Source organism: Bacteroides sp. An322 (assembly GCF_002161765.1).
GTDB classification, from domain to species: Bacteria; Bacteroidota; Bacteroidia; order Bacteroidales; family Bacteroidaceae; genus Phocaeicola; species Phocaeicola merdavium.
This window is the reverse complement of sequence record NZ_NFIN01000041.1, coordinates 1-18986: the sequence shown is the minus strand read 5'-3', so window position 1 is coordinate 18986 and position 18986 is coordinate 1. Positions and strand designations below refer to the sequence as shown.

The 18986-nt window shown below is 45.8% G+C and carries 15 protein-coding genes, 7 tRNA genes and 1 other RNA gene; 19 read left to right on the top strand and 4 right to left on the bottom strand.

Annotated elements, in window-relative coordinates; translation table 11 throughout:
* The 15 genes from B5F91_RS15330 to B5F91_RS14075 form a co-directional block, all read left to right on the top strand.
* Positions 1-217, top strand: a 217-nt coding sequence (locus B5F91_RS15330) for a hypothetical protein (RefSeq protein ID WP_204244702.1), incomplete at its 5' end; no start/stop codon positions are given.
* 13 nt (positions 218-230) lie between these two features.
* Positions 231-503, top strand: coding sequence for an ACT domain-containing protein (locus tag B5F91_RS14140; protein ID WP_087429687.1), 273 nt, complete (start codon positions 231-233; stop codon positions 501-503).
* Positions 504-517: 14 nt separating this feature from the next.
* Entirely contained in the window at positions 518-1882 is a 1365-nt protein-coding gene (locus B5F91_RS14135; protein ID WP_087429686.1) for a PFL family protein, read from the top strand.
* A gap of 9 nt (positions 1883-1891) precedes the next feature.
* Positions 1892-4153, top strand: coding sequence for a UvrD-helicase domain-containing protein (locus B5F91_RS14130; RefSeq protein ID WP_087429688.1), 2262 nt, complete (start codon positions 1892-1894; stop codon positions 4151-4153).
* Between the two features lie 257 nt (positions 4154-4410).
* Complete coding sequence (nspC, locus tag B5F91_RS14125; RefSeq protein ID WP_087429685.1) at positions 4411-5574, top strand: carboxynorspermidine decarboxylase; 1164 nt, start codon at positions 4411-4413, stop codon at positions 5572-5574.
* A gap of 258 nt (positions 5575-5832) precedes the next feature.
* Positions 5833-5905: transfer RNA gene (locus B5F91_RS14120), tRNA-Gly, on the top strand.
* A 10-nt stretch (positions 5906-5915) separates the two neighbouring features.
* Positions 5916-5996, top strand: a tRNA-Leu gene (locus B5F91_RS14115).
* Between the two features lie 23 nt (positions 5997-6019).
* A tRNA-Leu gene (locus B5F91_RS14110) sits at positions 6020-6102 on the top strand.
* Between the two features lie 9 nt (positions 6103-6111).
* Positions 6112-6184, top strand: a tRNA-Gly gene (locus B5F91_RS14105).
* 10 nt (positions 6185-6194) lie between these two features.
* A tRNA-Leu gene (locus B5F91_RS14100) sits at positions 6195-6275 on the top strand.
* Positions 6276-6281: 6 nt separating this feature from the next.
* A tRNA-Gly gene (locus B5F91_RS14095) sits at positions 6282-6354 on the top strand.
* Between the two features lie 23 nt (positions 6355-6377).
* Positions 6378-6450: transfer RNA gene (locus B5F91_RS14090), tRNA-Gly, on the top strand.
* A 131-nt stretch (positions 6451-6581) separates the two neighbouring features.
* Complete coding sequence (locus tag B5F91_RS14085; RefSeq protein WP_087429684.1) at positions 6582-6788, top strand: hypothetical protein; 207 nt, start codon at positions 6582-6584, stop codon at positions 6786-6788.
* Positions 6789-6818: 30 nt separating this feature from the next.
* Entirely contained in the window at positions 6819-7427 is a 609-nt protein-coding gene (locus tag B5F91_RS14080) for a riboflavin synthase (protein WP_087429683.1), read from the top strand.
* Positions 7428-7470: 43 nt separating this feature from the next.
* Entirely contained in the window at positions 7471-10569 is a 3099-nt protein-coding gene (locus B5F91_RS14075) for a glycoside hydrolase family 2 TIM barrel-domain containing protein (RefSeq protein WP_087429682.1), read from the top strand.
* Between the two features lie 119 nt (positions 10570-10688).
* On the opposite strand, the gene B5F91_RS14070 is transcribed toward B5F91_RS14075, so the two are convergent.
* Together B5F91_RS14070 and rnpB are read right to left on the bottom strand one after the other, a co-directional pair.
* Positions 10689-11993, bottom strand: a complete 1305-nt coding sequence (locus B5F91_RS14070) for a YihY/virulence factor BrkB family protein (RefSeq protein ID WP_087429681.1) — start codon at positions 11991-11993, stop codon at positions 10689-10691.
* Between the two features lie 100 nt (positions 11994-12093).
* Positions 12094-12455, bottom strand: an RNA gene (gene rnpB, locus B5F91_RS14065) — RNase P RNA component class A.
* Positions 12456-12714: 259 nt separating this feature from the next.
* Between rnpB and B5F91_RS14060 the strand changes: the two genes are divergently transcribed.
* Both B5F91_RS14060 and B5F91_RS14055 read left to right on the top strand, forming a co-directional pair.
* The gene (locus B5F91_RS14060) at positions 12715-14211 is read left to right on the top strand and encodes a trypsin-like peptidase domain-containing protein (protein WP_087429680.1); all 1497 of its coding nucleotides are present in this window, start codon (positions 12715-12717) and stop codon (positions 14209-14211) included.
* A 169-nt stretch (positions 14212-14380) separates the two neighbouring features.
* Entirely contained in the window at positions 14381-14569 is a 189-nt protein-coding gene (locus B5F91_RS14055; RefSeq protein ID WP_087429679.1) for a DUF6722 family protein, read from the top strand.
* A gap of 194 nt (positions 14570-14763) precedes the next feature.
* On the opposite strand, the gene B5F91_RS14050 is transcribed toward B5F91_RS14055, so the two are convergent.
* Complete coding sequence (locus B5F91_RS14050) at positions 14764-15666, bottom strand: DMT family transporter (RefSeq protein WP_087429678.1); 903 nt, start codon at positions 15664-15666, stop codon at positions 14764-14766.
* Between the two features lie 130 nt (positions 15667-15796).
* On the opposite strand from B5F91_RS14050, the gene B5F91_RS14045 reads away from it, so the two are divergent.
* Entirely contained in the window at positions 15797-17068 is a 1272-nt protein-coding gene (locus B5F91_RS14045; RefSeq protein ID WP_087429677.1) for a putative DNA modification/repair radical SAM protein, read from the top strand.
* Between the two features lie 120 nt (positions 17069-17188).
* Complete coding sequence (locus B5F91_RS14040) at positions 17189-18445, top strand: Nramp family divalent metal transporter (protein WP_087429676.1); 1257 nt, start codon at positions 17189-17191, stop codon at positions 18443-18445.
* Between the two features lie 29 nt (positions 18446-18474).
* On the opposite strand, the gene B5F91_RS14035 is transcribed toward B5F91_RS14040, so the two are convergent.
* On the bottom strand, positions 18475-18986 hold a 512-nt coding region (locus tag B5F91_RS14035), incomplete at its 5' end, for an IS5 family transposase (protein WP_144025135.1).

The following is an 18986-nucleotide window of genomic DNA, read 5'->3' as shown; positions in this document are numbered from 1 at the left end:
ATTCGAACCCCGGGTACCTCGCGGTACAACGGTTTTCAAGACCGCCGCAATCGACCACTCTGCCACCTCTCCAAACTTCTTTGTCAAGTGCTTTTGTTTTTCAAAAGCGATGCAAAGGTACGCATTATTTTTGAATATGCAAGCATTTGGGCAAAAAAAGTTCGAGGAAAGGAAATATTCGCTAAGATTTGCCTATCTTTGCCGCGGTATAATTTAATAAAAAGAGGATTATGAATAAGTCAATCATTACGGTAGTAGGAAAAGATTCAGTCGGTATTATCGCAAAGGTATGCTCGTATCTGGCAGAGAACAATATTAATATCTTGGATATATCACAGACCATCGTACAGGAATATTTCAATATGATGATGATTGTGGATATGACACGCATCGAAAAACCATTCGAACAAATATCGAAGGAATTGGCAGAAGTAGGAAACGAGATGGGTGTTCAAGTGAAATGCCAGCGTGAAGAGATTTTCGACAAAATGCATCGAATTTAAAAAGGAGTTAGTTTATGATAAACATATCAGAGGTTCTCGAAACCAATAAAATGATAGAGAAAGAAAATCTGGATGTGCGCACCATTACGATGGGTATTAATCTGTTGGAGTGTGCCAATAGTAATCTGGATGTTCTTTGCCGGAATATATATGAGAAAATAACCCGCCTTGCCAAGGACTTGGTGAAGACCGGAGAAGACATTTCGCAAGAATATGGAATCCCTATCGTGAACAAACGTATCTCAATTACACCGATTTCGTTGGTGGGAGGTGCGGCTTGTCAAACTCCTGATGATTATGTCAAGATTGCTCAAACATTGGACCGTGCTGCGGAAGAATTGGGCGTGAATTTCATCGGAGGATATTCGGCTATTGTATCGAAAGGCATGACCCGGAGTGATGAATTGCTGATTCGTTCGATTCCGAAAGCTTTGGCTTGCACAGAGCGGATTTGCAGTTCGGTCAATGTCGGTTCTACCAAGACAGGCATTAATATGGATGCGGTACGTCTGATGGGAGATATTATTAAGGAGACGGCACGCATGACCGCCGACCGTGATTCATTGGGATGTGCCAAATTGGTGGTGTTGTGTAATGCACCGGATGACAATCCGTTTATGGCTGGAGCTTTCCATGGCGTTTCGGAAGACGATGCGATTATCAATGTGGGCGTAAGCGGTCCGGGTGTAGTGAAATATGTACTCGAACAGATTCGTGACGCTAATTTTGAAGTATTGTGCGAGACTATCAAGCGCACGGCGTTCAAGATTACCCGTGTAGGTCAATTAGTGGCACAAGAGGCTTCTCGCCGGTTGGGTGTGCCGTTCGGGATTATTGATTTGTCTTTGGCGCCTACACCGGCAATCGGGGATAGCGTGGCAGATATTTTAAAGGAAATCGGATTGGAACATCCGGGTGCACCGGGAACTACGGCTGCCTTGGCTTTGCTGAATGATCAGGTGAAGAAGGGAGGCGTAATGGCATCATCTTACGTTGGAGGATTAAGCGGCGCTTTCATTCCGGTAAGTGAAGACCAAGGTATGATTGATGCGGTAGAAGCCGGAGCTTTGACCATCGAAAAGTTAGAAGCGATGACTTGCGTATGTTCGGTAGGTTTGGATATGATAGCCATTCCAGGCGATACTCCAGCAACAACAATTGCCGGAATCATTGCGGACGAGTCGGCTATCGGTATGGTAAACCAGAAGACTACAGCGGTGCGTATCATTCCGGTAGAAGGAAAGAATATCGGAGATACGGTCGAATTCGGAGGTTTGTTGGGTTATGCTCCGATTATGCCGGTCAACCGGTTTAGTTGTGAGGCGTTTGTAAACCGTGGCGGACGCATTCCGGCACCGATACATAGCTTTAAGAACTAATTGGAAGCTATGGCGGATTTCTTGGACGAACTGAACGAAAGCCAGCGCGAGGCGGTCTTGTATATTGACGGTCCTTCACTTGTGATAGCAGGTGCAGGGTCGGGGAAGACACGTGTGCTGACTTATAAGATAGCTTATTTATTGGACCAGGGTTATGAACCTTGGTCCATTCTTGCCTTGACTTTCACCAACAAGGCGGCACGTGAGATGAAAGAACGTATTGCCAAACAGGTTGGAATGGACCGGGCACGTTATTTGTGGATGGGTACGTTCCATTCTATATTCTCACGTATCTTGCGTACCGAAGCGGCGTTGTTGGGTTTCTCGCCTAATTTTACCGTGTACGATGCGGCAGATTCCAAAAGCTTAGTTAAGGCGATTATCAAAGAAATGCATTTGGATGATAAGGTTTATCGTCCGGGAATGGTGCAGAGCCGCATCAGCAATGCGAAGAATCATTTGGTGTTGCCCGAAGCGTATGCGGCAAGTGCCGAGTTTTATCAAAGCGATTTAGAGGCGAAAGTGCCTTCCTTGCGGGATATATACACCCGTTATTGGGAGAGATGTAAGCAGAGCGATGCGATGGATTTCGATGATTTGTTAGTATATACGTATCTGCTTTTCGAAAAATATCCGGAAGTGCGTGAGAAATATGCTTCCCGTTTCCGCTTTGTATTGGTGGATGAGTATCAAGATACGAATTTCGCCCAGCATCGCATTGTTTGGCAATTGACCGAAAAGAACCGGAGGGTATGTGTCGTAGGAGATGACGCACAAAGCATTTATTCGTTCCGTGGTGCCAATATTGACAATATTCTTAAGTTTACAAAAGAATATAAGGAGGCGCGTCTCTTTAAGTTGGAACAGAATTACCGGTCTACGCAAACCATTGTAAATGCTGCTAATAGCCTGATTGCCAAGAATAGCGAACAGATTCGGAAGGAAGTCTTTTCGGAAAAAGCCAAGGGCGAGCCTATACCGGTGTTCAATGCGTATAGCGATGTGGAAGAGGGCGATATCGTTGCCAATCAAATCGTGAAATTAGCGGCTGGAGGTGCATACGGGTATGATGATTTTGCGATTCTGTATCGCACGAACGCGCAAAGCCGTATCTTCGAGGAAGCTTTGCGTAAACGGGGACTTCCGTACCGTATTTATGGAGGCCTTTCTTTCTATCAGCGGAAAGAAATCAAGGATATCGTGGCTTATTTCCGTTTGGTGGTGAACCCCAATGACGAAGAAGCGTTTAAGCGAATCATCAATTTCCCGGCACGTGGTATTGGCGATACGACCTTAAACAAAATCATTGATGCAGCCACACGGGCGAATGTGAGCCTTTGGGCGGTATTGAATGAACCGCTTGCGTATGGTTTGTCGTTGGCGAAGAATACATGCGCTAAGTTGCAAGGCTTTCGTGACCTGATAGCCGGTTTTGCGGAAGATGCGTTGCAAAAGAATGCATACGAGGTGGGGCAGGACATTGTGCGCCGTTCGGGGATTATTGCAGAGGTCTATCGAGACCGTACGCCGGAGAATCTGAGCCGTCAAGAAAACGTAGAAGAATTAATCAATGGTATGCACGATTTTTGTGCCAGCCGGGAAGAGGAAGGCAATGAGCGGGTTTCCCTTTCCGATTATTTGTCCGAGATTTCTTTGCTTACCGATTTGGATAGCGAAGAAGGGGAAGGGGCGCGGATTACGCTTATGACTATCCATTCGGCAAAAGGGCTGGAGTTCAAGAATGTGTTTGTAGTGGGGCTGGAAGAGAATTTGTTTCCCAGTCCGATGGCATCCGGGTCTTATCGCCAGTTGGAAGAGGAACGCCGTTTGTTTTATGTTGCGATAACCCGTGCCGAAGAGCATTGTTTCTTGTCTTTTGCTAAGTCTCGGTTTAAATACGGGAAAATGGAGTTCAGCAATCCCAGCCGTTTCTTGCGGGATATTGATGCCCGTTATTTGAAGTTGCCTTTGGGAGAGAATATTCCTGCAAGCCCGAAGCGGGTCATATCCGATGCTCCGCGTTTTGTCAAGCCCGAACCGCCTCGCATGTTGCGCAAAGTATCCCTCTCTTCGGTTTCGGAAGGAAAGCCTTCTTCTCAAGCTGGAACAGGAGTGGAAGTAGGGCAGACTATCGAGCACGAGCGTTTCGGCATAGGCGAGATAATAAAGGTAGAAGGGACGGGTGATAATTGCAAGGCAACGGTCCGTTTCCGACATGCCGGAACCAAGCAGCTCTTGTTAAAGTTCGCGAGATTTAAAGTAATAGAATAATGTTTATTATAATGTTTTCCACAGATTGCACAGATTTCAATCAATTAATAGTGGAGGCTGTCTCAAAACGAGAATTGCCTATCAAAAAGTGATGTCATTCTGAGCGTAGCGAAGAATCTCGTGTACATCAGTTTGTGTATTCGAGATCCTTCACTACGTTCAGGATGACAAAATGAAAGCTAATTTCTATTTTGAGACAGCATCTTTGTTTCCCTTAATTAAATCTGTGTAATCTGTGGTGATAAAAAACACATACGATGTTAGATATAACGAAAGTTCCTTCTCCTTGTTATGTGATGGAAGAAGATTTGCTCAGGAAGAACCTGAGTTTGATAAAGTCGGTGGCAGACCGGGCAGGAGTGGAAATCATTCTTGCTTTCAAGGCATTTGCGATGTGGAAAACGTTTCCGATATTCCGCGAGTATATCCGTCATACGACGGCTAGCTCGGTGTATGAGGCACGGCTGGCTTTCGAAGAGTTCGGAAGTAAGGCGCATACATATTCGCCTGCTTATACCGATGAGAATTTCCCTGAGTTTCTGAAATATAGCAATCACATTACGTTCAATTCCCTGTCGCAATTCGAGCGGTTTTATCCGCAGGCGAAAGCATATTCCGAACCGGTATCTTGTGGAATCCGCATCAATCCGGAGTATTCGGAAGTGGAAGTGGAATTATATAACCCTTGTGCGTCTGGAACTCGTTTCGGGGTAACGGCAGATGTCTTGCCTGAGCATTTGCCCGAAGGCATTGAAGGTTTTCATTGCCATTGCCATTGTGAGTCAAGTTCGTATGAGTTGGCACGTACTTTAGAGCATATTGAAGCGAAATTTGCCCGTTGGTTCCCTCAATTGAAATGGCTGAACTTGGGAGGCGGGCATCTGATGACCCGTAAGGATTATGACGTGGAACATCTGATAGGCTTGTTGCAAGGGTTAAGGGCACGTTATCCGCATTTGCAGATTATTCTGGAGCCGGGTTCTGCTTTTGCTTGGCAGACCGGACCGTTGGTGGCTTCGGTGGTTGATGTAGTGGAGAGCCGAGGTATCCGTACCGCGATTTTGGATGTAAGTTTCACGTGCCACATGCCCGATTGCTTGGAAATGCCTTACCAGCCTGTGGTACGTGGGGCGGAATCGCTTCCGGCTGAGGCGGTCAAGGCGGCACGGCCCGAAGAGCATGTTTATCGGTTGGGCGGGAATAGTTGCTTGAGCGGGGATTATATGGGCAGTTGGAAGTTCGACCATGCCTTGCAGGTGGGCGAACGGATTGTATTCGAAGACATGATTCATTATACTATGGTCAAAACGAATATGTTCAACGGCATCCAGCATCCTTCTATCGCTTTGTGTCATAGCAACGGTGAACTGGAGGTTTATCGCACGTTCCGTTACGAGGATTATCGTGACCGTATGTGTTGATAGCTGGGTCGGTTTTTTAATGCATACGGCTTCGAAGGCAGAAGAAGCCTGCTTCATCGGGTGATGCATACGGCTTCGTGAGTCGATGAAGCCGTATGCATTTTTGTCTGTATGTAGCTGACTTTTTGTCATATAATGGGGCGAGGGATATTTTTTATGAAAAAAAAGTGTTTCCTTTGTTTGGGTTTTTAAGAAAAAGCATTACCTTTGCAACCGCAAAATCAGAAAAAATGTTTTGCGGTTCTTTGAATGTTTGTTGCGGAAATAGCTCAGTTGGTAGAGCACAACCTTGCCAAGGTTGGGGTCGCGAGTTCGAGTCTCGTTTTCCGCTCAACGCAGAAGCCCAGGTGGCGGAATGGTAGACGCGCACGTTTCAGGTGCGTGTGTCGAGAGGCATGCAGGTTCGAGTCCTGTTCTGGGCACGTTCTTTTATTTGTTTATAGTTGGAGAGATGGCGGAATTGGTAGACGCGCTACTTTGAGGGGGTAGTGACATTATGTCGTGGGAGTTCGAGTCTCCTTCTCTTCACCCGATATTGCGGAAATAGCTCAGTTGGTAGAGCACAACCTTGCCAAGGTTGGGGTCGCGAGTTCGAGTCTCGTTTTCCGCTCGATGCAGAAGCCCAGGTGGCGGAATGGTAGACGCGCACGTTTCAGGTGCGTGTGTCGAGAGGCATGCAGGTTCGAGTCCTGTTCTGGGCACTAAATGCGGAAATAGCTCAGTTGGTAGAGCACAACCTTGCCAAGGTTGGGGTCGCGAGTTCGAGTCTCGTTTTCCGCTCTCGTTAGTTATTTTGGTTTATTGCGGAAATAGCTCAGTTGGTAGAGCACAACCTTGCCAAGGTTGGGGTCGCGAGTTCGAGTCTCGTTTTCCGCTCCTGAAGAGGTCGGTTTTTTGTCGGTCTCTTTTTTTTATACTTGTTCCGGAACATAAAAATTGTTGTTTTCTTGTTTCCTATTTATAGCCTGTATATATTTGCATATCCATTAAAAATAGTATAGGACGAAATGAAAACGTATGACATTTATTTCTCGGACAAGAATTCGAGTGACAATAAAGGATTTGCTATCAAAACGGAAGAGAAAGCCATTCACATGGCAGAAGATATGATAGCCAAGGGGAGCAGTTATGTAGAAGAGTATGCCGGAGGAACCATTTCGGTGGTAGACTCTGAGGGGGTGACGGTTTGGAGCAAGCCGATACCGGAAAAGTAACAAACTAATAAACTTAAAGATTGACACAATATGTTCTCAGGAATAGTAGAAGAATGCGCGAAAGTGGTAAAGGTGGTAAAAGAGCAGGAGAATTTGCATCTCACCTTGACCTGTTCGTTTGTAAGCGAATTGAAAGTAGACCAAAGTGTATCGCATAACGGTGTATGCCTGACGGTGGTCCGTATCGAAGGGGACACTTATACCGTGACCGCCATGAAAGAGACGATTGAGCGGTCGAATATCGGCTTGTTAAAAGAAGGGGATGAAGTAAACGTGGAGCGCAGTATGATGATGAATGGCAGATTGGACGGGCATATCGTACAAGGGCATGTAGACCAGACCGCTACGTGTGTGGCTATAGAAGATGCGGAAGGAAGTTGGTATTTCACGTTTAAGTATGATTTCCATCCGGATATGGCGAAACGCGGCTATTTCACGGTAGATAAAGGCTCGGTGACGGTAAACGGGGTCAGTCTGACGGTATGCAATCCTACGCAAGACACGTTTCAGGTGGCAATAATCCCTTATACGTTCGAGCATACCAATTTCCATACATTCCGTGTGGGAAGTGTGGTAAATTTGGAATTTGACATTATCGGGAAATACTTGAGCCGGATGATGCAGTTGGCTGGTGAATGATTTTGTTTAATACCTATAATTTCATTAACTTAAATTTAGAAGCATGAGAAAAGCATTTTGGTTGAGTCTTTTGGGCGGGTTCTTTCTTGCCGGTCATGCCCAGACCTTTCGCGAATGGCAAGATCCAGAAGTAAATGCAATCAACCGTGCTCCGATGCATGCGGCTTTTTTTGCATTCGAGAATGAAGAAGCTGCAGAGGGAGCAAAAGAACAATCCCAGAACTTTATGAGCCTGGACGGCACATGGAAATTCTTTTGGGTGGCAAATGCCGACCAGCGTCCTACCGATTTTTGGAAAGTCGGTTTCAATGATAAAGGTTGGGATGATATGCAGGTGCCCGGGGTATGGGAATTGAACGGATATGGTGACCCTATCTATGTGAATACCGGTTTCCCTTGGCGCAATCAGTATAAGAACAATCCTCCGTATGTGCCGACCGAAAAGAATCATGTCGGTTCTTACCGGAAGGAAATAACGGTGCCTGCTTCGTGGAGCGGAAAAGACATTATCGCTCATTTCGGTGCGGTCAGTTCGAATATGTATATATGGGTGAACGGGAAATTCGTAGGTTATAGCGAGGATAGCAAATTGGAAGCTGAATTCGACTTGACCCGTTATCTGAAGCCGGGACAGAAGAATCTTATCGCTTTCCAAGTATTCCGTTGGTGTGACGGTTCTTATTTGGAAGACCAAGACTTTTTCCGTTATACAGGTGTAGCACGTCATTGCTATTTGTATGCCCGCAATAAGAAACGCATCGATGATATCCGCATTACGCCTGACTTGGATGCTAACTATCAGAACGGAACTTTGGCGGTAAATTTGAGCCTGAAAGGAAACGCTTCGGTGTCATTGGAATTGACAGATGCAGATAATCAGGTGGTAGCCAGCAAAGAAGTGCGCGGTTCGGGCAAAGTAAGTACTACAATCGAGGTGGAAAACCCGAATAAATGGACGGCAGAGACTCCTTATTTATATACGTTGCGTGCAAGCCTGAAAGAGGGAAGCAAAGTGACGGAAGTGGTGCCGGTCAAAGTCGGTTTCCGTAAAATTGAAATGAAGAATGCGCAAATCTTGGTAAACGGCAAGCCGGTCTTGTTTAAGGGCGCGAACCGTCATGAAATGGATCCGGATGGCGGTTATTATGTCTCACGCGAACGGATGATTCAAGACGTATTGCGCATGAAGGAACTCAATATCAATGCGGTACGTACTTGCCATTATCCAGATGACGCTTTCTGGTATGACTTGTGCGACCGGTATGGAATTTATATGGTGGCAGAGGCGAATATTGAATCTCACGGTATGGGATATGGTGACGAGACGTTGGCGAAAAACAAATCGTATGCCAAGGCACACATGGAACGTAATCAACGCAATGTGCAACGTTCGTTCAATCATCCCAGCATTATTTTCTGGTCGTTGGGTAATGAAGCCGGTTATGGACCGAACTTTGAAGCCGCATACGACTGGATAAAGGCAGAAGACCCCAGCCGTCCGGTACAATATGAACAAGCACGGCAAGACGGAAAGACCGATGTGTTCTGCCCGATGTATTATGATTACAAGGGCTGTATTGCTTATTGCGAAGACGATAGCAAGCAGAAACCGTTGATTCAGTGCGAGTATGCGCATGCCATGGGTAACTCGGAAGGCGGCTTCAAAGAATATTGGGATTTGGTGCGCAAGTATCCGAAATACCAAGGTGGATTTATTTGGGACTTTGTTGACCAATCTTGCCGCTGGACCGGAAAGAACGGTAAAATGATTTATGCATACGGAGGTGATTTCAACCGTTTCGATGCAAGTGATATCAACTTCTGCGATAACGGGTTGATCAGTCCCGACCGTGTTCCGAACCCGCATGCATACGAAGTGAAACATTTCTATCAGGATATTTGGACATCATTGGCTGGCGAAGGTCAGGTGAAAGTATTCAATGAGTATTTCTTCCGCGATTTGTCGGCATACCGTATGCAATGGGAATTGCTTCATGACGGTAAAGCAGTTCGTTCCGGAATTATTGAGCAGGTTGAAGTTGCTCCTCAACAAACGAAGACAATCCAACTGGATTACGGAACTATCGGTACAGAAGGCGAATGGTTGCTGAATGTGAACTATGCATTGAAGAATCAGGAAGGCTTGCTTCCGGCAGGTCATGTGATTGCTTCTAACCAATTGGTTTTGAAGGAATATGAAGCTCCGGCTTTGGAAATTGCCAATGCAAAAGAAACGAATCTGGATGTGGTTGAGCCGGAAATCCGTACGGAAAACTACAATTATTTGGTAGTAGAAGGCGAGAACTTTACTATCGAGTTTAATAAACGTACCGGTTATTTGTCTATTTATCAAGTAAATGGAGTAGACTACATTAAAGAAGGCGAAGCACTTGTTCCTAATTTCTGGCGTGCTCCTACGGATAATGATTTCGGTGCAAACCTGCAACAGAAGTATGTCGTATGGAAGAATCCTGCAATCCGTTTGACCTCATTGGAAGGAACACAAGAGAACGGCATGGCTAAAATCAGTGCGGAATATGAGATGAAAGAAGTTTCGGCTACCCTCTCGCTTACTTATCTGATTAATAATGAAGGAGAAATAAAAGTCGTACAATCTATGAAATCGACTCCGGGCACTAAGGTTTCGGATATGTTCCGTTTCGGAATGAACCTGACTATGCCAAAGAGCTTTGAGACAATCGCTTATTACGGACGTGGACCGATTGAAAATTATTCCGACCGTAATCATTGCACTCCGTTGGGTATCTATCGCCAGCAAGTGAGCGACCAATATTATCCGTATATCCGTCCGCAAGAAAGTGGAACGAAGACGGATATCCGTTGGTGGACAATGGCAGATGCGGCTGGAAACGGACTGACATTTATTTCGGAAGCTCCTTTCTCGGCTTCGGCTTTGCATTATCGCATTGCTGATTTGGATGAAGGTTGGGAGAAGTGCCAACGTCATTCAGGCGAACTGGAAGAAGCAGACTTGACCAGCCTTTGCATTGATAAGGCTCAAATGGGCTTGGGATGTGTCAATAGCTGGGGAGCGCTTCCGTTGGAGAAATACCGTTTGCCATACGGTGATTATGAATTTACATTCATCATGAAGCCTTGCAAGAATCAGATTGCTATGTAAAAAAGTTGAAATTCAGGCTCGTTGAGTTTTACATAATAGAAAAGGTCGCGGAGAAAAGTATTGGCTCCGCGCCCTTTTCTATTATGTAGAAATCGCTTTTTGCACCTTTGTTTTATCTGTTACAAATCTTTTATCAGTACCTGATTGTTTTGATAGAGGTAAGTCTCTTTGGCATCAATCAATGCTTGCCATGAAGCGCTGTATTGCGTTTTGTCTATCTTGAAATTTTCTGCTCCGGCTTCATCCAGCTTTTCTATCAGTACGCCTACCGTCAGTTGGTTAATATCCATTCCGGGCAAGTAACGGACGCTTCCTTCTTTATCATCGCTGAATGTTTCGTACAATAACCGTATGTCGGTCAATTCGTATAAGATGTTTTTGGTGAGCCGGATGGGGATTTTATGTTCTTTGCTTAGTTCTTCGGCAGTATAAGGTGTTTGTTCGTCTTCAAATCGTTTACAAATAGCGGAGAGAATGACGGTGCAGAAAAAATCATGGTATCTGCGGCTGATGCGAGCGGTCTCTTTGCCGAAACTGAATGAAGGAAGGTTTTGGCTGATATAGCTCATTTGCGCTCCGAATAAGCAGATAGTCCATGAAATTTGAGTCCATAACAAGAACATCGGGATAGCTGCAAAGCTTCCGTAAATGGCATTGTAGTTTGAAATCCAGATTTGGCTATTGACATAGAAGTATTGGAATGCCTGAAAAGCACTTCCAGCCAGGATTCCCGGAAACCAGGCATGTTTTAGTTTGACGCTGGTATTGGGCATGAATACATATAGCCCGATAAACATTCCCCAAGTCAAGGCATACGGGATAAGCCGTATCAGGAATTTCAGCATTGGTCCCAATAAAAGGAAAGTCTCTAAATCTTTCACATACGTGGTCATGAAGATAGTCAGACCGCTGGAGATAACAATCAATAAGGGGAGCAATAATAACATCGAAAAATAATCGGTTATTTGCCGGAAGACCGTGCGCGGACGTTTTACTTGCCAAATGGCATTGAAGCTGCGCTCGATATTGTCTATCAGCATCAGAATGGTGAACAGCAACATAATCAGGCCGATACCGATAAAGATGCCGCTCTGTGCGTGTTGTAAGTAGGAATTGACCCACGAAAAGATCAGTTCGCTTTGTTGGCTCATTACGCCGCTTTTGATTTGTTCTTCCATTAATGCGTCGAATCCGAAGCCGCGGGCTATCGCAAACAAAAGGGCAAGTATCGGGATGATAGATAATAGAGTGCTGTATGTCAGGGCAGAGGCACGCACCGGAATGCGGTCGTTCAAGAACTGGTCTACCGAAAGGTAAATGATTTTCACGCACGAATACAGACGTTTCCTGACAGGCGTTACTTCATCTTCGGTTATCCGCCAAATGCCGTCTGTTAAGAATTGAAGCCAAGATTGCAGTTGCATAGCATTTAATTTAAGAAATGAAGAATTAAGAATGAAGAATTAGGAATGAGGTTGAATGTTGCCTTAGTAGGATATTCTTCATTCTTAATTCTTCATTAAAAAAAGCAGCCGGTCTATAAGCCGGGTTCTGTGCCTTTATTAGATAAAGGTGTCTGTCATTTATCTACGCCTTTTGTCACCAAAAAGCTCTAGCGGTCTACCCTCCGACGTTGGGCGAGCAACCCTCATGATGCCGGTTTACATGACCTTACAACTCCTAAGATGCACAGCCCGTATGTCGCCATACGGCTGGTAGGCTCTTACCCTGCCTTCTCACCCTTACCTCTCCGGGTAGGAAAGGCGGTTGTTTTCTTCTGCATTACTCTACCCTTGCGGATAGCTTTCTGTTAGGAAGTAGGATGCTCTGTGTTGCCCGGACTTTCCTCTTGTATCAAAGATACCAGCGACAGACCGTCCGGCTGCTTTCTGTATGCAAAGGTACACAATAAAAACGTACTTCCTGCCATTTTTGCAAGAAATATCTTTTATGCCTGTAAAAGTGACTGATAATGAATGCAAATTTGTCAGTTTACCCCGTTAAGCGCGGTTAAGCAGACAAGTAGCTTTGTTAAAAGAGAAAAAAAAGAATCCTTAGGAAGTACAACCGCATGATTTTTGTTCTACTTTAGCAGATGAAATGTTAAACAAGTATTGAAATTAACAATTTAAACGATTTATAGTTATGAAAAAAACAACTAAATTTGCACTGGGAGCTATCGCATTGATAGCAGTAAGTGCAGGTGTGGCAGGAGTAACCTCGTATGCCATTCTTCAATCTAAAGATACAAAGAATGCTTCTTTTTATGATGAATTTAAAACCGCTACTCCGGCAAGGTTTGCCGCACTTGATGCATCTAAAATGCAGCCGGTAGATTTGACTCAAGCCGCAGAGAGTTCACTCAATTCGGTGGTACACATCATGGCGGTGCAACACAGTAAGACGAAGATGATACAGACCCAACCGGATATTTTCGATTTCTTTTTCGGTGACGGTCGCGGTCGCCAGCAGCAAGTCCAGACTCCCGAACAACGTGGATTCGGCTCAGGCGTAATTATTTCGAAAGACGGCTATATCGTGACGAATAATCATGTGATAGACGATGCCGATGAAATTTCGGTCAAATTGCATGACGGACGTGAGATGAAAGGACGTGTTATCGGAACCGACGCTTCCACCGATTTGGCTTTGGTCAAGATAGAAGGAGATGATTTCCCTGCTATTCCGGTCGGCGATTCGGATGCCTTGAAGGTAGGCGAATGGGTGCTTGCCGTAGGTAATCCTTTCAACTTAGGCTCTACTGTGACCGCCGGTGTGGTAAGTGCCAAGGCACGTAGTTTGCGAGCCAATGACGTAGAATCGTTTATCCAGACCGATGCAGCAATCAATAAAGGGAACAGTGGAGGCGCATTGGTCAACGCGCGCGGCGAACTGGTAGGTATCAATGCCATGCTTTATTCTCCTACAGGCACTTATTCGGGTTACGGATTTGCCATTCCGACTAGTATCATGACGAAAGTGGTGACCGACTTGAAACAGTATGGAACCGTGCAGCGCGCATTGTTGGGCATTGCCGGACGCGACATGGGACGGGAAGAATATCCTGAAGAAATGCGCAAGGAACAGAAAGAATTAGGCATCGGATACGGTGTTCAGGTAATAGAAGTACAAGATGAAGGTTCGGCTGCCGGTATCTTGAAGGAAAACGATGTCATCATCGGCGTAGACGGAGAGAAAGTAGAGACAATGGCTGCCCTGCAAGGCATTCTTGCCAAGAAACGTCCGGGTGATAAGGTGAAAGTGAAAGTTTTCCGTGACAAAAAAGACCAAGAATTTACTATCACGTTGAAGAATGCCCAAGGCAATACGAAGGTAGTGAAGAAAGCCGACATGGAAATTCTGGGCGCAGCCTTCCGTGAAGTGCCTGCCGAACTGAAACGCCAGTTGAACTTGGGCTATGGCGTACAGGTAACGGGTGTGAGCGACGGACGTATGGCTGATAGTGGTATCCGCAAGGGATTCATCATTCTGAAAGCGAACGGTGAACAATTGCGTACCGTAGACGATTTGGAAGAAGTGATGAAAGCCGCTTCCCAATCTCCCGACCAGGTACTGTTCATGACGGGTGTTTATCCGTCGGGCAAACGTGCCAACTATGCGGTAGATTTAGCGCAAAATTAATGATAAAGTAGTTTTCATAGGAATAAGGTAAAAGAAAGATTGTACTTGTTTTAGAGGCAGTTGCGCTTCATGCGTGACTGCCTTTTTTTCGTATCCTCTTTTTCTATACAAAGATGTACATTCATGTAAGTATGCGTTGTTAGTTTTAAAAGAATAAACTATATTTGCAATGTGGAAAGAGAAATTAGGAGGATACTTGATTGATGTATCCAAGTATGTATTAACGGGCGTTGTTATCGCTTCTTTATTCAAGGATATGGGCGATAATAGGTATTTGATTTATGGAATCGGTATATTGGTTGCTGGTTTTACGTTATTGTCTGGTTTATTGTTAAGTAATAAAAAGGAGAAGAAATAATGGAAGCAATATTTGTTTTGTCCGTTATCGGATTGCCTTGCGTAGTGTTTTTGTTATGGTGCCTTACTCCGTGGGGCAGGCGATGGCTTAAGGCTAATCACATGATTTGAATAGTTAATAGTTAATAATGAATAGTGAACAACGAGGAGTGGATATATTCCCGTTATTCATTATTAACTATTAACTAAAGAACCCTATCGGCTTCCTAAGTACAGGAAGAACATACCGATAAGTACTAAGGCGAGGTCAATGGCTTTGCTTCGCAAGTTCTTTTCGCGGAACAACATTGCACCGAAGAGGAACGATACCACTACACTGCCTCTACGCACCATTGATACAATGGAAATCATAGACTCGTCCATTCCCAATGCATAGAAATATACGAAGTCTGCAGCCGACAGGAAGATGGAAATCAGCGGGATACACCAGTCCCAGTGGAAAGGGGTGCTGGTTTTGCGCTTCGGAAGCCATAAGAAAAGCAGGATGCCTCCCATCATGAAAAGCTGGTAGATGTTATACCATGCCTGCACCACCATATTATTGAACATCCCCATTAGGTATTTATCGTATAGTCCGCTTACCGCGCCTAGTAGAGCTGCCAGCACCACGAACCATACCCAACGGTTGTGTTCGAAATTGATTCCTTCCTTTTTTCCCGAACGACTTAACATAAAAAACGATACTATTGCCAGCATCACACCAATCCATTGATACAGGTTCAGCCGTTCGCCGAAGACGAGCAGTGCACCCACAAGTGTCATTACGGGTCGCGTGGCGTTTATTGGTCCCACGATAGTCAAAGGCAAGTGTTTCATGCCGAAATAGCCGAAAGTCCAAGATGAGAGTACTATGACTGATTTCAGGAGGATGTATTTATGGGTTTCCCATCCACCCGTTTCGGGCACGAAGAAAATGGTGTCTTGCAATGCCGAAGGATAAAAGCGGGAAATCAGGATAAACGGGATAAAGATGAGGCTGGAGAACAACGTGTTCAGAGCCAGTACGGGAAGCACTGCGTTTCCGTTGAGTGATTTCTTTTTGAATACATCATAAAAGCCCAGCAACGCCGCCGAGCAGAACGCTAATAATAACCACATATCGTATTGTTTAGTTTAATCGGGTGCAAAGGTACAAAATATTTCGGTTGATAGTTTAGAATGTTTGCATAAACCGGAAACTCTCCGTATCTTTGGATTTGAAATGATTCTAAATAATTGGTGATTTCGGATGAACGAACAGGTGTTACATAAACTGAAAGTGCTTGCCGAATCGGCGAAATACGATGTGTCGTGCGCATCGAGCGGCACGGTGCGCCGCAATACGAAGGGAGGCGTGGGCAATACGGTGGGCGGCATCGGCATCTGCCATAGCTTTGCCGAAGACGGGCGGTGCATCTCGTTGCTGAAAATCATGCTGACCAATTATTGCATCTACGATTGTGCCTATTGCATCAACCGCGTGAGCAACGACATTCCGCGTGCCACGCTTTCGGTGACCGAACTGGTCGACTTGACTATGGAGTTCTACCGGCGCAACTACATCGAGGGATTGTTTTTGAGTTCGGGCGTAGTGCGTAATCCCGATTATACCATGGAACGCTTGGTAAGGGTAGCGAAAGACCTCCGCCTGAAGCACCGTTTCAATGGATATATCCACCTAAAAAGCATACCCGGAGCGAGTGAAGAACTGGTACACGAAGCCGGACTTTATGCCGACCGTATGAGCGTGAACTTGGAAATCCCTACCGAAAAGAACCTGAAGCTTTTGGCTCCGGAGAAAGACCACCGAAGCGTCTATCTGCCGATGCGCTATATCCAGCAAGGAGTGTTGGAGAGTGCAGAAGAGCGTAAGCGCCACCGCCATGCACCACGTTTCGTGCCGGCAGGGCAGAGCACGCAGATGATAGTGGGTGCTACGAGCGAGACGGACAAGGACATCCTCCGGGTATCTTCGGCACTTTACCGCCAGCCCACCATGAAGCGGGTGTATTATTCGGGATATGTGGCGGTCAATACCTACGATAAGCGTCTGCCACTCCTGAAACAGCCTCCGCTGGTGCGAGAGAACCGTCTCTATCAGGCAGATTGGCTCTTGCGGTATTATCAGTTTACGGTAGACGAGTTGGTAGACGATGCTTCACCCGACCTCGATATGGAGATAGACCCTAAGTTGGCATGGGCGTTAAAGCACCCCGAGTTCTTTCCTGTTAATATCCAGACGGCTGATTATGAGATGTTGCTCCGTGTGCCGGGCATCGGGGTGAAGTCGGCAAAGATGATTGTGATGTCTCGCCGTTTCTCCCGCATTGGTTTCTACGAATTGAAGCAGATGGGGGCAGTGATGAAGAAGGCGCGTTACTTCATCACGTGCCACGAACTGCCCGAAAAGACCATCCACGAATTGGGACCACAAGGCGTGCGCCGCCTCTTGCTCCCGAAGCCGAAGCGGAAGACGGACGAGAACCAACTGAAGCTGGATTTTGTTTTTGAAGACGAATGAAGAACACCACAGATGACACAGATTTAAATAATTAAAAATGTAGTCACTATAATACACCATTATTTATTCATAATCAATAAAGTCTGTGTAATTTGTGGTGAATAACAAATACATACTATTATGCTAAAGAAATTACTCAACGAATTGAAACGGAAAGACCACCAGCGGTATTTAGGTGGATTGGATTTCTTTAAATATATCGGTCCCGGATTGTTGGTGACGGTAGGGTTTATCGACCCGGGCAATTGGGCTTCGAATTTTGCTGCAGGGTCAGAATTCGGGTATACGCTGTTATGGGTAGTTACACTCTCTACGGTGATGCTTATCGTGCTCCAGCATAATGTGGCACACCTGGGCATCGTAACCGGTCTATGTTTGAGTGAGGCTGCCGAGAAGTATGCGCCTCGTTGGTTGTCTCGCCCTATATTGGGCAGTGCGGTACTTGCCTCTATCTCCACATCGCTTGCCGAGATATTGGGAGGAGCCATAGCCTTGCAGATGTTGTTGGGAATGCCTATCGTTTGGGGTGCTTTAATAACAACGGTATTGGTCATCATCTTGTTATTCACCAATTCCTACAGACGCATCGAGCGTGCCATTATCGGTTTTGTGTCCGTCATCGGGCTTTCTTTCCTTTACGAACTCTTCTTGGTAGATATCGACTGGCATTTGGCGGCTCGTTCATGGGTGGTGCCAAGCATTCCCGAAGGCAGCCTGCTTATTATTATGAGTGTATTAGGTGCGGTGGTGATGCCGCACAACCTCTTCTTGCATTCGGAGGTGGTACAGAGCCGCGAATATAATAAAGGAGACGAGCGTTCTATCCGCCGTCTGCTGAAATATGAGTTCTACGATACGTTGTTCTCAATGGGTGTAGGTTGGGCGATAAATAGTGCGATGATTCTCTTGGCTGCCTCTACGTTCTTTGCGAATGGTATACATGTGGAGGAGTTGCAACAAGCCAAATCCTTGCTTGACCCCTTATTGGGCAGTCAGGCGGGTACTATTTTTGCTTTGGCATTATTGATGGCAGGGCTTTCGTCTACCGTTACCAGCGGTATGGCAGCAGGTTCTATCTTCGCCGGTATGTTCGGCGAGTCTTATCACATCAAGGATATACACTCCCGCGTAGGTATCTTGCTCTCTTTAGGAGTCGCTTTGCTGATTATTTTCTTCATCAGCGACCCCTTCCAAGGGCTGATTATCTCACAAATGGCATTAAGCGTGCAGCTTCCTTTCACCGTCTTTCTTCAAGTAGGGCTTACTTCCTCCCGCCGTGTAATGGGGCAGTACGTCAATTCCCGTTGGAGCACCTTCGTGCTCTACACCATCGCTATCGTGGTCTCGGTGCTGAATGTGATGCTGTTGTTCAGTTGAGGGAGAGGCATTTAGAAGCTGTTTTGATTTCATTCGATAAATTTGTTAAGCATGATTTGTATGAATGCAATCTGTACCATAGCTTCTGCGGTTTCAGCAAGGAATTCGTAATCGATGGTCAGCCTTCTGAAGTTTTCCAGCCATGAGAAAGAGCGTTCCACAATCCAGCGTTTGGGCAGTACCTGAAATTTGGACGGACATTCGTCCGGTCTGAGTACGAGCTCCAATATCCATCCGAATTTCTTCTTGACCCAATCAGCCAAATCTCCCCTGTAGCCTCCATCCGCCAATATTTTAACCAAGCGCGGAAATTTATAAGCGAGTTTTTCTATGGCTTGTGGGGCGCCCTTGCTGTCATGCAGGCTGGCTTCATGGATTGCGACGGCTAACGGAAGGCCGAGCGTATCGACTATGATGTGCTCTTTCCGTCCTTTGATTTTCTTGTTCCCGTCTATACCACGGTCAGAATCAACATGATGGGAGGTCTTTACGCTTCTGGAATCCATGATACCAAGACTGGGACTTTCCTCCCATCCCGCCT

Coding starts and splice junctions, on each gene's coding strand:
- B5F91_RS14140 (WP_087429687.1), top strand. CDS start 231: ATGAATAAGTCAATCATTACGGTAGTAGGAAAAGATTCAGTCGGTATT.
- B5F91_RS14135 (WP_087429686.1), top strand. CDS start 518: ATGATAAACATATCAGAGGTTCTCGAAACCAATAAAATGATAGAGAAA.
- B5F91_RS14130 (WP_087429688.1), top strand. CDS start 1,892: ATGGCGGATTTCTTGGACGAACTGAACGAAAGCCAGCGCGAGGCGGTC.
- nspC (WP_087429685.1), top strand. CDS start 4,411: ATGTTAGATATAACGAAAGTTCCTTCTCCTTGTTATGTGATGGAAGAA.
- B5F91_RS14085 (WP_087429684.1), top strand. CDS start 6,582: ATGAAAACGTATGACATTTATTTCTCGGACAAGAATTCGAGTGACAAT.
- B5F91_RS14080 (WP_087429683.1), top strand. CDS start 6,819: ATGTTCTCAGGAATAGTAGAAGAATGCGCGAAAGTGGTAAAGGTGGTA.
- B5F91_RS14075 (WP_087429682.1), top strand. CDS start 7,471: ATGAGAAAAGCATTTTGGTTGAGTCTTTTGGGCGGGTTCTTTCTTGCC.
- B5F91_RS14070 (WP_087429681.1), bottom strand. CDS start 11,993: ATGCAACTGCAATCTTGGCTTCAATTCTTAACAGACGGCATTTGGCGG.
- B5F91_RS14060 (WP_087429680.1), top strand. CDS start 12,715: ATGAAAAAAACAACTAAATTTGCACTGGGAGCTATCGCATTGATAGCA.
- B5F91_RS14055 (WP_087429679.1), top strand. CDS start 14,381: ATGTGGAAAGAGAAATTAGGAGGATACTTGATTGATGTATCCAAGTAT.
- B5F91_RS14050 (WP_087429678.1), bottom strand. CDS start 15,666: ATGTGGTTATTATTAGCGTTCTGCTCGGCGGCGTTGCTGGGCTTTTAT.
- B5F91_RS14045 (WP_087429677.1), top strand. CDS start 15,797: ATGAACGAACAGGTGTTACATAAACTGAAAGTGCTTGCCGAATCGGCG.
- B5F91_RS14040 (WP_087429676.1), top strand. CDS start 17,189: ATGCTAAAGAAATTACTCAACGAATTGAAACGGAAAGACCACCAGCGG.